General features: G+C 69.0%; 7 protein-coding genes and 1 pseudogene. 2 read left to right on the forward strand and 6 right to left on the reverse strand.

Going from position 1 to position 14,158, the window contains the following annotated elements; all coding sequences use genetic code 11:
* Positions 1 to 130 (forward strand): annotated as a pseudogene (locus tag BM031_RS01905) (transposase); the annotation flags it as partial.
* Between the two features lie 273 nt (positions 131 to 403).
* On the opposite strand, the gene BM031_RS01910 reads toward BM031_RS01905, so the two are convergent.
* Both BM031_RS01910 and BM031_RS01915 read right to left on the reverse strand, forming a co-directional pair.
* On the reverse strand, positions 404 to 3,124 hold the full coding sequence (locus BM031_RS01910; RefSeq protein WP_091870406.1) for an ATP-binding protein: 2,721 nt from the start codon (positions 3,122 to 3,124) through the stop codon (positions 404 to 406).
* A gap of 119 nt (positions 3,125 to 3,243) precedes the next feature.
* Entirely contained in the window at positions 3,244 to 5,631 is a 2,388-nt protein-coding gene (locus BM031_RS01915) for a heavy metal translocating P-type ATPase (protein WP_229408496.1), read from the reverse strand.
* A 135-nt stretch (positions 5,632 to 5,766) separates the two neighbouring features.
* Here BM031_RS01915 and BM031_RS01920 point away from each other — a divergent pair, with 135 nt between their 5' ends.
* A complete protein-coding gene (locus tag BM031_RS01920) occupies positions 5,767 to 7,029 on the forward strand; it encodes an aryl-sulfate sulfotransferase (protein ID WP_218147551.1) in 1,263 nt (420 codons plus the stop codon).
* Positions 7,030 to 7,104: 75 nt separating this feature from the next.
* On the opposite strand, the gene BM031_RS01925 is transcribed toward BM031_RS01920, so the two are convergent.
* The 4 genes from BM031_RS01925 to BM031_RS01940 form a co-directional block, all read right to left on the reverse strand.
* Positions 7,105 to 9,018: a PAS domain S-box protein gene (locus tag BM031_RS01925; RefSeq protein WP_091870415.1), complete on the reverse strand. Its 1,914-nt coding sequence runs from the start codon at positions 9,016 to 9,018 to the stop codon at positions 7,105 to 7,107.
* Between the two features lie 145 nt (positions 9,019 to 9,163).
* Positions 9,164 to 11,578, reverse strand: coding sequence for a sensor histidine kinase, YfiR-like protein-associated (locus BM031_RS01930; RefSeq protein WP_091870418.1), 2,415 nt, complete (start codon positions 11,576 to 11,578; stop codon positions 9,164 to 9,166).
* Between the two features lie 2 nt (positions 11,579 to 11,580).
* Positions 11,581 to 12,150, reverse strand: a complete 570-nt coding sequence (locus BM031_RS01935; protein ID WP_091870420.1) for a TOL_0243 family YfiR-like periplasmic protein — start codon at positions 12,148 to 12,150, stop codon at positions 11,581 to 11,583.
* A 1-nt stretch (position 12,151) separates the two neighbouring features.
* Positions 12,152 to 14,110, reverse strand: a complete 1,959-nt coding sequence (locus tag BM031_RS01940; RefSeq protein WP_177207623.1) for a TOL_0244 family TonB-dependent receptor — start codon at positions 14,108 to 14,110, stop codon at positions 12,152 to 12,154.
* Positions 14,111 to 14,158: the final 48 nt, after the last annotated feature.

A 14,158-nucleotide genomic window follows, 5' to 3' on the forward strand; every position in this document is an offset into this window, starting at 1 on the left:
CGCTGGGGCATCGAACTGTTCTTTAAGTGGATCAAACAGCATTTGAAGATCAAGTCGTTCCTGGGCCGCTCGGAAAATGCAGTCAGAATCCAGATCCTGACTGCCCTGATCACTTACTTGCTCGTGGCTCTGCTGCACCATTCAAGGCAAGCCACCAACTCGCTGTGGGACTTTCTCTGCCTGATCAGCGCCACCCTTTTCCAACGTCCTGACGCGGAAGCCGCTGCTGTCCGAAGGCGACGAGAATGGCAGACGCACGCCAAAAATCAGGGGTGCCTATTCTGATGAAGAGGTCAACAGAATTATTCCGGACAGCAGTGCGCCTGCGCGGGAATGACGGTCTTAGGGGTTAGCGCGCATTGCAAGTGTCAACTCGGCGCGGGCGAACACACCAACACCGACACTACACCCCCCTCAACAACTCAATCAACTGCTGCGGCGCCACCGGCTTGGTCAGATGCGCGTCGAACCCCGCCGCCAGCGAGGCGGCGTGGTCCTCTTGCCGGCCGCGGCCCGTGACCGCGACCAGGAAGGGCCGCGGGCTGCGGCGCGACAGGATGGCGGCCAGTTCCAGCCCGTCCATCTCGGGCATGCCCAGGTCCAGCACGGCGATGTCGGTGGGGCGTTCGTTGAACAGGCGCAGGGCGGCGGCCCCGTCGTGGGCCACTTCCACCGTGGCGCCCTCGGAGCGCAGCAGCCAGGCCAGCGATTCGGCGGCGTCGACGTTGTCGTCGGCGACCAGGATGGTCTTGCCCAGGGCGGCCGTGCTGCCGGCTTGCGGCGCGACGCCTTCGGCCGCCTCTGGCGCAGCGATCGCAGGCAGGCGCACGCAAAAGGCCGAGCCGTGGCCGGGCCCGTCGCTGTGGGCGTCCAGCCGGCCCTCGTGCAGCTCCACCAGTCCCTTCGCCAGCGACAGGCCGATGCCCAGGCCGCCCTGGGCCAGGTGGCTGGCGCTGCTCACCTGCACGAAGGGATCGAACACCCGCGCCAGCATGTCCGGTTCGATGCCGATGCCGTTGTCGCGCACCCACAGCGCGGCCTCGCTGTCGCGTTCCTTGAGCGTGATCTCGATGCGCCCTTCCGGCGGCGTGTACTTGGCGGCGTTGTTGATCAGGTTGGCCAGCACCTGGGTCAGGCGCAGCGCGTCGGCTTCGACCCACACCGGCTCGTCGCACAGCTCCAGCGCCACCGTGTGCCGCCCGGCTTCGATCAGGGGCATGCTGGTCTGCAGGGTGTCGCGCACCAGGCGCCCCAGTTCCAGCGGCGCCCGATGTAGTTCGATCTTGCCGCGGCTGATGCGCGTCACGTCCAGCAGGTCGTCGAGCAGGCGCGCCATCTGCGCGGTCTGGCGGCCGACCATCGCGGCGATCCATTCGATCCGCTCCTGCGGCAGCGCCTTGCCGCGCAGGAGCGAGGCGGCGTTGGCGATCGGCGCCAGCGGGTTGCGCAGCTCGTGCGCCAGGGTGGCGATGTAGACGTCCTTGCGGCGGTCGGCTTCCTTGAGCCCCTCCATCGCCTCTTCGCGTTCGCTCACGTCGAGCACCAGCGAAAATACCTTGTCGATCTCGCCGTGCTCCTTGTAGAGCACCGAGTTGTACCACTCGCAGGTCAGGGTGCGGCCGTCGCGCGTGCGGTTGCGGTTGGTCGACTTGACGTACTTGGTGGCTGAATCGATCAGGCGCCCCATCGTCATCGCCACGATGCCGGCATCGTCCTCATGGATCACCGGCAGCGCGTCGATGCGCTGGCCGATCGCATCGCGCGCGCTCCAGCCGAACAGCTCCTCGGCGCGCCAGTTCCACAGGCGGATCACGAAGTCGGCGTCCCATTCGATCACCGCCAGCGGGGTGTTCTCGATCAGGTAGCGGGTCTGGTCGAGGGCACGCGCCAGCGCGGCGCTGGCCTCGGTGCGCTCGGTGATATCGTCCAGCACGATCACCGCCGCCGCCAGTTCGGCCGCCGCGTCGCGCAGCGGCGCGCCGCTGACGGTGTATACGCGCCGTCCCTCGGGACTCGCGCTCTCGAGCAGCGCATCGCGGAAAGGCCGGCCCGCGATCGCGCGCCGCACCGGCTCCCCGATCAGCGACAGCATCGTGGCCGGACCGGCCATCCCGGCCATGCCGGCCGGCTCGAAGCGTTCGGCGATCCGCTCGGCCTGGTCGTTCGCCATCATGCAGCGGCCGTCGCGGTCGACGATCAGGACGCCGTCGGGCAGCTGGCGCAGCACCGAGCCGAGCAGGCTTTGCCACTGGGCGCGGGCGCGCGTCTCGATCATCTCTTCGAAGGTGTCGCGCAGGCGCGCATGCAGCGCGATATTGTCGATCGCGACAGCGCCTAGCACGAACAGCGAGGCCGCCAGGCCGTAGAGCCGCCCCGCGTAGAAACCCAGGTCGTAGCGTCCGGTATTGAGCAGGCAGGACAGCATCACCTCGAAGATCCAGGCCGACATGGCGATCGTCAGCCAGACGTCGAGCACCGCGCGCGGGCGCTTGTGCGCCGTGGTCCACAGGGCGTACAGCGAGAGCGCCAGGACGATCGCGCTGATCCAGCGGTAAACCGGCAGGAAGCGGTAGTCGCGCACCAGCGCCGGCAGATAGGGCGCGCCGCTGGTGCAGGCCAGCACCAGGGCCGCCACGAACAGGCAGGTGAGCAAGGCGCCCACGCGGATGAAATGGGCCGGCAGTGGGCGCCGGTAGCTGCGCGCGTAGCCGATCACGAACAGCGGGAACAGCGCGTGCCAGACGATGAACAGCCAGGGCGTGGTCTGGTTGTTCCCGCCCAGCACGCCGTGGGCCGAGAACAGGCCCGGGTAGGTCAGCATGTGGGCCAGCGCGATCAGCGCGGTAAACAGGTAGCCCAGGGTGAGGATGCCGAGCGACCAGGAGCGGCTGGTCTGCACGTGGCCCAGCAGCAGGATGCCGGTCAGCAGGTTGCTGCCGATGAGCATGGACTGGTACATCGGCACGAATTCGGGCGCCGCCGGCAGCGGTGTGCGCGCCAGCGGCGCGAGCAGCGCGAACAGCCCCGCCAGGACCCCGAGCACGACCAGGACGCTGCGCAGCTGCGCCCCGGAGGGAGGGTGTTTCGCCAGGTCTGCCGGTTCTGCCAGAACACCGTGTCGCATAGGTCATCCCAATGGAATGCAGGCCAGATCAGCCGTGCTGCGGTGTAGTTGTGTATTTACGTCCTGCACATAAAATATAGCTCACTTGCGTTAAATCAGCACCTTATTTTTTTGTCATGTTACGAACGGGCCGACACCGGATAGCCGGCCGCGTCGATCGCCGCCACGATACTGTCGAGTTGCGCGCCGCTGTCGACCTGCACGCGCTTGGTCGCCAGGTCGACCCGCACCTGCGCCGCCGGGTCGACGCCCTGCACCGATGCGGTCACGCGACCCGCGCAGTGCCCGCAGCTCATGCCTTCGACCGTCAATTCATGGGTTCCCATCGTGTGTGCTCCTGGTTGGACGGGCGCTTGCGCCCTGTTGCTTGAAGAAGAAGGGGCCGGCTGCCAGCCGCGCAGCAGCAGCGCATTGGCCACCACGCTCACCGAACTGAGCGCCATCGCGGCGCCGGCCAGCACCGGGTCGAGCATGCCGAAGGCGGCCAGCGGAATGCCGACCACGTTGTAGACGAAGGCCCAGCCGAGGTTCTGGCGTATTTTGGCATAGGTGCGCTGCGACACCGCCACCGCGTCGGCCACCAGCCCCGGGTCGCCCCGCATCAGCGTGATGCCGGCCGTCTGCATGGCGACGTCGGTGCCGCTGGCCATGGCGATGCCGACATCGGCCGCGGCCAGCGCCGGCGCATCGTTGATGCCGTCGCCGACCATCGCCACCCGGCGCCCGGACGCTTTCAAGGCGCGCACCAGCTGCGCCTTCTCGCCCGGCAGCACGCCGGCATGGTAGCGCGCGATCCCGGCCTGCGCGGCCACGGCGCGGGCCGCGCCTTCGCTGTCGCCGGTGAGCATCACGGACTCGATGCCCATCGCCGCCAGCCGCGCCACGGCGGCCGCGGCGCCAGGCTTGAGGGCGTCGCCGAAGGCCAGCAGCCCGGCCACCTGCACGCCGCCGGCGCCGCGCAGCGCCAGCCAGGACACGGTGCGCCCGCCGGCTTCGTGCGCCGCCGCCTGCGGTCCCAAGGCGTCCATGCTGGCGCCCTCTTCCTGCATCAGGCGTGCGTTGCCGAGCAGGATCGTGACGCCCTCCACCACCGCCTGCACCCCGCGGCCCGGCAGCGCGCGCGCGTCCTGCGCGGGCAGCAGCGGCAAGCCGCGCGCGCCGGCCGCGCCCAGCACCGCCTGCGCCAGCGGATGGGTGCTGGCCTGCTGCACGGCCGCCGCCAGCTGCAGCAGGCGCGCCGTGTCGGCGCCCTCCAGCGCCACCAGCTGCGGCCGGCCCTCGGTCAGGGTGCCGGTCTTGTCGAATACCGCCACCCCGATCGCGTGCGCGGCTTCCAGCGCTTCCGCATCCTTGACCAGGATGCCGTGGCGCGCGGCGGCGCCGGTGCCCACCATGATCGAGGCCGGCGTGGCCAGGCCCAGCGCGCAGGGACAGGCGATCACCTGCACCGCCACCGCATTGAGCAGGGCCGCCTGCCAGTCGCCGCTCGCCAGGCCCCAGCCCAGCAGCGTCACGAGCGAAACCAGCAGCACCACCGGCACGAACACCGCGCTGACGCGGTCGACCAGGCGCTGGATCGGGGCCTTGGCGCCCTGCGCCTCCTCGACCATGCGGATGATCCGCGCCAGCATGCTGTCGGCGCCGATCGCCGTGGCGCGCACCAGCAGCAGGCCGTCGGCGTTCACTGCCCCGCCGGCCACGCGCTCGCCCGGGCCTTTGGCCACCGGCAGGCTTTCGCCGGTCAGCAGGGATTCGTCGAGGTGGCTGCTGCCCTCCTGCACCACGCCGTCGGCCGGCACCCGCTCTCCGGGCCGCACCACCACCAGGTCGCCCACCCGCAGCGCGGCCAGCGCCACGACCACGTCGGCGCCGTCGCGCCGCACCAGCGCTTCATTGCTGCGCAGCGCCTCCAGCGCGCCGATGGCGGCCAGCGCCTGGCGCTTGGCGCGGCTCTCCAGCCACTTGCCGAGCAGGACCAGCGTGATGACGATGCTGGAGGATTCGAAGTACAGGTGGGGCGCGCCGTGGTGCCCGGGGCGCAGCAGCAGGTACAGCGACAGGCCGTAGGCGGCGCTGGTGCCGATGGCGACCAGCAGGTCCATGTTGCCGCTGCCGGCGCGCAGCGCCTTCCAGCCGGCGCGGTAGAAGCGCGCGCCCAGCCAGAACTGCACCGGCGTGGCCAGCGCCAGCTGCAGCCAGCCGGGCAGCATCCAGTGCACGCCAAACAATTGGGCCAGCATCGGCGCGGCCAGCGGGAAGCTCAGCGCCGCCGCCGCAGCCACCGGCCACCATGGGGGCAGCGCGGCGCCCTGCGCCGCAGCCTCCGGCGCCGCGGCCTGCGTGGAGGCCTCGTAGCCGGCCGCGCGCACCGCCGCGACCAGCGCATCGCGCGTTGCAGCCCCGTGCACTGTGGCCCTTTCGGTCGCCAGGTTGACCGCCGCCCCGGTCACGCCGGGTACCTTCTGCAGCGCCTTCTCGACCCGCGCCACGCAGGACGCGCAGGTCATGCCGCCGATGTCCAGCACGGTCGCGCCGCCGGGGTGTGTCGCTTGCTCCACGTGTCGTCCTTTTTCCATACCCGAAGAATATTCCTTCCCACGATGGGAAGGTCAAGCATCTTGTGTGCATTTTCTCCGCGACGATTGCGCTCATCGGTGGCGCATGCGCTGCGCCAACGGCTCGAGCTGCCGGTGTTCGGCCTGTATGCCAACTATCTCAATTCGGTGGCGCTCAGCGCCAGCTTCCGCGACGGTTCCAGGCATGATTTCCGCGCCTCGGTGGAAACCGGCGGCTACAGCGGACCGGCGCAGCTGTACGCCTCGCCCTCCATCAGGATGGCCCGGGGCCCGGAGCGCGTACCCGGGTTCGACTTCATGATGATCAAGAACGGCCTGAGTTCGCCGGTGGTCGTCGATACCGACGGCCACATGCGCTGGACCGGCGCCGTGCTGCCGGATTCGTTCTCGTCGCTGTTCAGCGACGGCATGTTCTACATCGGCAGCCAAACCGAGCGCGTGCTGCACCGGATGGACGTCAGCGGCGCCTTCACCAGCGTGCCGGTTGGCGTCAGCCGCTACACCAACTTCCACCATGACCTGGCGCCGGGCAAGACCGGCATCCTGGCCGAGTTCGATGCGATCGAGGGCGGCGTGGCGCGCGTCGAGTCCACCCTTGCCGCGATCGACACCAACGGCGCGGTGCTCAAGGAATGGGACCTGGGCCGGATCTTCAGCGAGCATATGCGCGCAAGGGGCGACGATCCGGCCGGCTTCGTGCGCGAAGGCGCAGATTGGTTCCACATGAACTCGGCGATCTACAACGCGGCCGACAATTCGCTGCTCGTCTCCAGCCGCGAGAACTTCGTGGTCAAGCTCGACTACGACAGCGGCGCCATCCGCTGGCTATTCGGTGACCCGCTGAAACACTGGTACGTCAATTTCCCCTCGCTGCGCGCGCTCGCCCTCAAGCTGGTCGAAGGCAAGGCGCCGATCGGCCAGCACTCGCTGTCGGTCACGCCGGACGGCCAGCTGCTGCTGTTCAATAATGGCCTGGGCAGCCTCACCCAGCCGCCATGGGCGCCGCGTGGCGCCACCCTCACCTACAGCACGCCTTCACGCTATGCGATCGATGAAAAAGCCGGTACCGCGCGCGAGGTCTGGACCTATGAGCACGAGCCCGACCACAGCCGTACGCGGCTGTATTCGGACATCTGCTCGAGCGTGTATGAAGGCACGCCGGGGACATACCTGGTGGCGTATTCGGTGGCGCTGTCGCGCACCGAGGCGCGCCTGCTCGGGGTGGACAGCAATGGCAAGGTGGCGTTCGACTTCGCCTATCCGACCACTGTGTGCGATACCGTGTTCATTGCGCAGCCGCTGGGGTGGAACGACCTGCGGCTGAGGTGACGCGGCAGACCTGCCCCCGGCCTGGGCCGGGGCGACGGTCTCGCGGCGCGCGGTTGACAAGCCGCCGGATGGTCGCTAGCAGGGATACTTGGCCGAACACACCCTGCCGCGCCCGGCCTTCTTGGCCCGGTACATGTATTGGTCGGCTTCCTTGAGCAGCTCTTCCGCCGGCCGGCCCTGGCTGGCCGCATCCAGCGCGATGCCGATGCTGGCGCGCACGCGCACCGCGCGGCCCGGCAGCTCGACCGGTTCGGAAATGCTGGCGATCAGCTTCTCGGCCACCGTGTGGGCGTCGTCGAAGGTATCGGCCATGTCTTCCAGCAGCACGGTGAATTCGTCGCCGGCCAGGCGGTAGACGCTGTCGGTCTTGCGCACCCCGGCGCGCAAACGCTCGGCGATCACGCCCAGCAGGATGTCGCCGGCCTCGTGGCCCTGCGAATCGTTGACCGCCTTGAAGCCGTCGAGGTCGATGAACAGCATGCCGACGGTCTTGCCGTTGCGGCTGGCGCGGGCCTGGGCCAGCGGGACCGACTCCTGCAGCGCGCGCCGGTTCAGCAGGCCGGTGAGCACGTCATGACGGCTTTCGTATTCGCGCTGCGCCTGTTCCTGCTTGCGGTCGGTGATGTCGTGCAGGAAGGCGCTGAACATGGTGCGGCCGTTGATGTCGAGGGCGCGGATGCGCACCTCGACCGTGAGCCCGGTGCCGTCGCGGCGCAGGGCCGGCAGTTCCAGGCGCTGGTCGACCGCCCTGGCCACCCCGGTCGAGAGGAAGCGTTGCATGCCATCGCGGTGGCGCTCGCGGTATTCCAGCGGGATGATCAATTCTTCCAGCATCTGCCCCAGCGCCTCGGCGCGGCTCCAGCCGAAGGTTTCCTCGGCTTGCCGGTTCCAGGCGGTAATGGCCCCGGCCTCGTCCAGGCTGATGTAGGCGTCGTTGGCGTTCTCGATCACGCTGCGCAGTTCCGCTTCGCGCACCCGCAGTTCCTGCTCGGCCATGCGCTGGCGTTCGGCGGCTTGCTGCAGTTCGGCGGTGCGTTCGTCGACCCGCCGTTCGAGCCCCGCATTGAGCGCCGCGATTTCCTGCTGCGCGCGCTTCTGGGCGTCGATGTCCTTGACCACCGTGACATAGTATTCGACCGCACCGGCGGCATCGCGCTTGGGCGAGACGTTCAGGTTGATCCAGACGGCCGCGCCATCTTTCCGGATATATCTCTTTTCCAGCTGGTACTCGTCGATCTCGCCGCGTCCCATCGACTGCAGCAATCCGACGTCGGCGCCGACATCGTCGGGGTGGGTGATCTGCTGGAAGGTGCGGCCCCATAGCTCGTCCTCGGTATAGCCGACGATGTCGCACAAGGCCTTGTTGACGCTGATCCAGCCGCCGTCCGGCGCCACCAGGGCGATGCCGATGCTGGCGATCTCGAAGATCGTGCGGAACCGGGCCTCGCTCGCGCCCAGCACCTCGGTCGAGCGCTGCAGGTGGTCGCGCGCCACGCCGATGCGTTCGCGGTAGTGCACTTCCTTGGTCAGGATCGCGGCCAGGTCACCCAGCACCTGGGCCTCGTCCTCGGTCAGCACGCGCGGCCGGGTATCGAGCGCGCACAGGGTGCCGATCGCCAGCCCGGCGCTGGTGCGGATCGGGACCCCGGCATAGAAACGGATATTCGGCGGGCCGTTGACCAGCGGGTTGTCGCTGAAGCGCGCGTCGAGCAGGGCGTCGTTCACCACCAGCGGCGTGCTCATGCCGATCGCGTGGGCGCAGAAGGCATACTCGCGCGGGGTTTCCTCCGCGTCGAGCCCGACCCGCGACTTGAACCACTGGCGGTCGGCATCGACCAGCGAGAACAGCGCCATCGGCACGTCGAGCAGGCGGCAGGCCAGGCGCGTGACGCGGTCGAACACGGGTTCGGACGGCGTGTCGAGCAGGTGGAGGTCGTCGAGCACCGACAGGCGGGCGAGTTCGTCGGGAGGCAGTGGGGCAGCTGGCATACACATCCATCAAAGTCAGGTGAACCGGCATGGCTGCCGGCCAGCGTCAACTTTAACAGATATTCAATTGCTAACACAAAATGTTCGTGTCCCGTACGCCAACACTGTGTCGCCAATTGCGACAGCTTTCACTTTCAGCTTGACTTCACGCCGTGGCCGCCGCTCCCCGCTCGAGCGCCCCGCGCAGCAGGGCGTCCATCTGCTCGACCTGGTAGGGCTTGGCCAGGCTCAGGTAGGGCTTGCCGCTGGCGGCAACCGGCGCCTGCCCCGCGCCCGAGGCGACCACGACCTTCAGCCCCGGCTCCATCTTGCGCAGCGTTTCGGCCAGCACGATGCCCGAGATGCCGGGCAGCTGGATGTCGGTCACCAGCGCGTCGAACTGCCCCGGCTGGAAGGCCGCCAGGCCGTCTTCGCCGCTGGCCACGGCGGTCACCCGGTGCCCGAGCATGCCAAGCAGTTCCTGCAGCAGCAGGCGGTTGTCCGGATCGTCCTCGACCACCAGCAGGCGCAGACCGTCGCCGGTGTGGCTGGCGGGCGGCGCGGGCTGGGCGCGGTCGTGGCGCAGCTGCTCGACCTGGCGGGCGTTGGCAAACACGTGCCGGATCTTGCGCGCCAGGTCGTCGGCGCGGTAGGGCTTGCTGATCAGCTCGACGCCCGGGTCGAGGCGGCCGCCGTGCACGATCGCGTTGCGGGTGTAGCCCGAGGTGTACAGCACCGCGATCGACGGATGCACAGTCCTGGCGATGCGCGCCAGCTCCGGGCTGCGCACCTTGCCCGGCATGACCACGTCGGTAAACAGCATGTCGATGCGCGGCTGCTCGTGCAGGATGGCGACGGCGGCGTCGCCATTGTCGGCGCGCAGCACGCGGTAGCCGAGCTGGGTCAGCATGTCGACCGCGGTGCCCTGCACCGCCAGGTCGTCCTCGACCACCAGCACCGTTTCGCTGCCGCCGACCACCTCGCCCACGCCCATGTTGAACTGCTGCTCTTCGGCCTGGTGCGAACGCGGCAGGTAGATCTTGATGGTGGTGCCGGAGTCGGGTTCGCTGTAGATCTTGATGTGGCCGCTGCTTTGCTTGACGAAGCCGAAAGCCATCGACAGGCCCAGGCCCGTGCCCTCGCCTTCGCGCTTGGTGGTGAAGAAGGGTTCGAAGGCGCGCGCCACGACTTCCGGCGGCATGCCGCAGCCGGTGTCGGAAATGGCCAGCATCACGTACTGGCCCGCCACCACTTCCGGCTCGCGCGCCGCGTAATGGTCGTCCAGCATCGCATTGCCCAGTTCCAGGGTCAGCTTGCCGCTACCCTGCATGGCGTCGCGCGCGTTGATGGCCAGGTTCAGGATCACGTTCTCGAGCTGGTTCGGGTCGACCATGGTGTTCCACAGGCCGCCGCTGACCGCCGATTCCACTTCCACGCTCTCGCCCAGCGCGCGGCGCAGCATGTCGTCCATGTCGCGCAGCACCCGTCCCAGGTCGGTCGGGGTCGGCTGCAGCGGCTGGCGCCGCGCGAAGGACAGCAGCTGCGAGGCCAGCTTGGCGCCGCGCTCGGTGGCGAAGCGGGCGGTTTCGAGGCGGCGTTGCGCGGCCGCGTCGTCGGGCAGGGTCATGCCGAGCAATTGCAGGTTGCCGCCGACGACCTGCAGCACATTGTTGAAGTCGTGGGCGACGCCGCCGGTGAGCTGGCCGATCGCTTCCATCTTCTGCGACTGGTGCAGCTGTTCGTTGGCCTTTTCCAGTTCCAGCGAACGGGCCGCGATGCGCTGCTCGAGCGAGGCATTGAGTTCGTTCAGGGCCTGCTCGATGCGGGCGCGCTGCGCGATCTCGTGGGTGAGCGAGGCATTGCTTTGTTCCAGGCGCGCCGCATGGCGGCCGATCTCCGAGAGCATCGAATTGAAGGCGTCGACCAGCATGCCGGTTTCATCCTCGGTGGTCTTGCTCACGCGCTGGGAGAAATCGCGCTGCTTGACCAGCTCGCGCACCGCGCGCGTCATGGCTTTCACCGGCATCGTGACGGCGCGCTGCAGCCAGCCGGCCGCCAGCGCCGCCACCACCAGGCTCACCGCCAGCGCCGCCGCGAACATCTTGAGACCGCGCTCGATGCGTTCGTCGAGCGGATAGGCCGAGCGCAGGTAGATGGTGCCGACCTTTTCGCCGGCGCGCAGGATGGGGCGGAAGATGTGCAGCTTGTCGCCGTCGATGATGTGGCCGGCCGCGCTCGGGCGGCTCGGCGGCGACAGCGCCTGCGGCTGGCCGGCCGCGGCATACGACACGAACAGGCTGCCGTCGGCGCGGTAGATCGCCGCCGCGTGCACGTTCGGGCGCGCGCCCAGGCGGCCCAGCGTGGTCTCGGCGCTGGGCCGGTCCTCGAACTCGAGGGCGGCGGTGCTGACCTGGGACAGGATGTCGGCTTGCGCGCCCAGCTCTTCGAGCACGCTGGTGCGGAAATCGTTGATGTCGTAGGCCAGGTTGGCCAGGCCCGACACGAAGACGGCGGTAAACGTGGTCGCCATGACGGCGACCATGAATTTGCGCGAGATGGAACGCCGGATCGAACTGAACATGATTAACGCTTTTCCTTGATGACGGTCGCCGCCAGGGACAGCAGCTGCGAGCTGACCCGCAGGCCGGCCTTGTCGGCCGAATCGAGCGAGATATCGAAGCGGATGCGTTCTTCCGCGACGCGGAAGTTGATGACGCTGCCCCGCCCCAGCGCGCCGTCGGTCTCGGTGACGACCAGGATCGAACGCGCACTGGCCGCGTCGAGCATGGCGCCGGCGCGGGTGAACCAGGCGTCGCCGATGTACAGGATGTGCACGCCCTCGAGCGCATCGCCGGGACGCAGGCGGCGCACCGCCAAGGTGCCGCGCACAGGGTCGCGCACCGCGGCGAGCTTGCCCAGGTTGTCGGCCACCTCGTCGGCGCCGACGATGCCGATCACGGTGCGTCCCTCGGCCGGGGGCGCGGCGCGCGCCGGCCATTCCACGTAGTGGCGCAGCTTGGACAGGTAGGCCGCCTTCACCGCGTCTTCGGTCGGCGCGAACTGGGCCTGGGCGCCGGCCGCGGCCAGCCATGCCAGCGCGAACAGCAGCGCCGGCAGCAGGCGGAGGACGAACTTGTTGCTGGCGGCGCTCATGCTACAGGCGCCAGACCAGCTTCAGGCCAAGGCTGCGTTCGTAGACCGCGCGGTTGACGCCGCCGCCGAATTCCGGGTGGGCCGCGTCCAGCAGGTTCTGGCCGCTGACCGACAGGTCGACCTGGCGGTTGATGCGCCAGGTGTAGTTCAGGTCGAGCGATTCGTAGGCCGGCACTTCCGGGCGGCTCAGGCTGCCGTAGTGGCGCAGCAGCGCGTCGAACGAGTGGCCGGGCGCGATATCGTACGAGGCCTGCAGCTTCCAGTAGTTGCTCGGGTCGCTGGTGGCCAGGCCGGTGGCCGCGCTGGCGTCCTTGCTGCCGGCTTCGGCCTCGGTGCGCACGTTCTGCACCACCAGGCCGGCCGTCAAGCGCAGCGCGCGCGCGGCTTCCCAGGTCGACCACATCTCGATGCCGCGGGTGCGCCCGCGCGCCAGGTTGCTGAACACGGAACCCGGGCCGTTCGGGTTCGGCTCCAGCGTGCGCAGGCGCTCGTAGTCGCTCAGGAAGGCGGTGGCCGAATACGACAGGCCCGGCAGCGGCTGGATGCGGTAGCCCAGTTCGAACACATTGGCCACTTCCGAACGGAAGTCCGGTCCGCCGGCGATGGCGAACTGCGGCACGCCGTTCACCACGCGCGGCACGGTCGGGCTGTAGAAATCGCGGTCGATGCGCGAAGGCGCGCGCACCGTGCGCGAGGCCGAGGCCCAGGCCAGGCTGTCGCCGGACGGCTTCCAGGCCAGGCGCAGGGTCGGCAGGAATTCCATGCCGGTGTAGTTGTTGTGCTCGAATTTCGCCCCGGCGATCACGCGCACGGTGTCCGTCACGTCGATCTCGTCCTGCACGAAGGCATTGCCCCAGTGCATATCCAGTTTGCCGGGCAGGAAGCCGAAGCCGGCGCCGTTCTCGATGCGGTCGTAGGCCTTGCGGTAGCCCGCGCCCCACACCAGGCGGTGGCGCTCGGCCAGCACCTGGCTCGCCTGCACCTGCAGGTCGAGGGTGTTGAGGTGCTCGACGAAGGCCAGCGGCTGGTTGCGCTCGGTGAAGTCCCAGTAGGCCTGGGCCGATACGTCGGTGCCGCCTTGCAGGCGCATCGACTTGCGCGCCAGCAGGTTGGCGCCGGCGATGCGGATGGCGCGCGTGCCCTGCTGGTGCAGCGCGCCCTGGTAGGCGTCGCCCTGCAGGGTCGAGGTGTCGGCGCCCTGGCCCCAGTCGGCGCGGAAACCCGCCTGCGAGCGCCGGTAGCCGGTGACGTTTTCCAGGCCGTTCTCGCGCGCGATGTCGTCCTGCTCCAGCGCCTTGGCGTAGACGCGGTAGCGCCCGCCGCCGGCGAGGGTGCCGCCGTGGCGCACCGCGCCGATGTGCAGGTCGCGCTGGGTCGAGGCGCTCAGCTGCGTGCCCTGGGTCGCGCCGGCCGCCTTGGTGATGATGTTGATGACGCCATTGACGGCGTTGGCGCCCCACATGGTCGCGCCGGCGCCGCTGATCACCTCGATGCGCTCGACATCTTCCAGCACCACGTCCTGGGCATCCCAGAACACGCCCGAGAACAGCGGGGTATAGACGCTGCGGCCGTCGATCAGCACCAGCAGCTTGTTCTCGAAGGCGCTGTTGAAGCCGCGCGCCGTGACCGCGTAGTTGCGCGCGTCGACCCGCGCCACCTGCAGGTTCGGCGCCAGGCGCAGCACTTCGGGCAAGGTCGGCAGGCCCGAGCGGCGGATGGCCTCGGCGCTGATGACATACACCGATGCGGCGGCGTCGGCGGCCGCTTCGGAGCGGCGCGACACCGACGTGACGCGCACGTTCGCCAGTGCTTCCAGACTCAGGGTTTCGAGATCTTCCGGTTCGGAGTCGAAGGCCTGCGCGGGCAAGGCGAGCACGCCGGCGAGCAGGAACACGGCCTGCTTGACGCGGGACAGGGGAAGGCACAACGGGCCGGCGGGCGGCTGACGACGCAGGTTCATGGACAAGTCAAAGGCGGTGGATCGGGCAGGCCGCGCTGCTGCGCGGGC

The sequence above is a fragment of the Massilia yuzhufengensis genome, assembly GCF_900112225.1.
Taxonomy (GTDB): Bacteria; Pseudomonadota; Gammaproteobacteria; order Burkholderiales; family Burkholderiaceae_D; genus Telluria; species Telluria yuzhufengensis.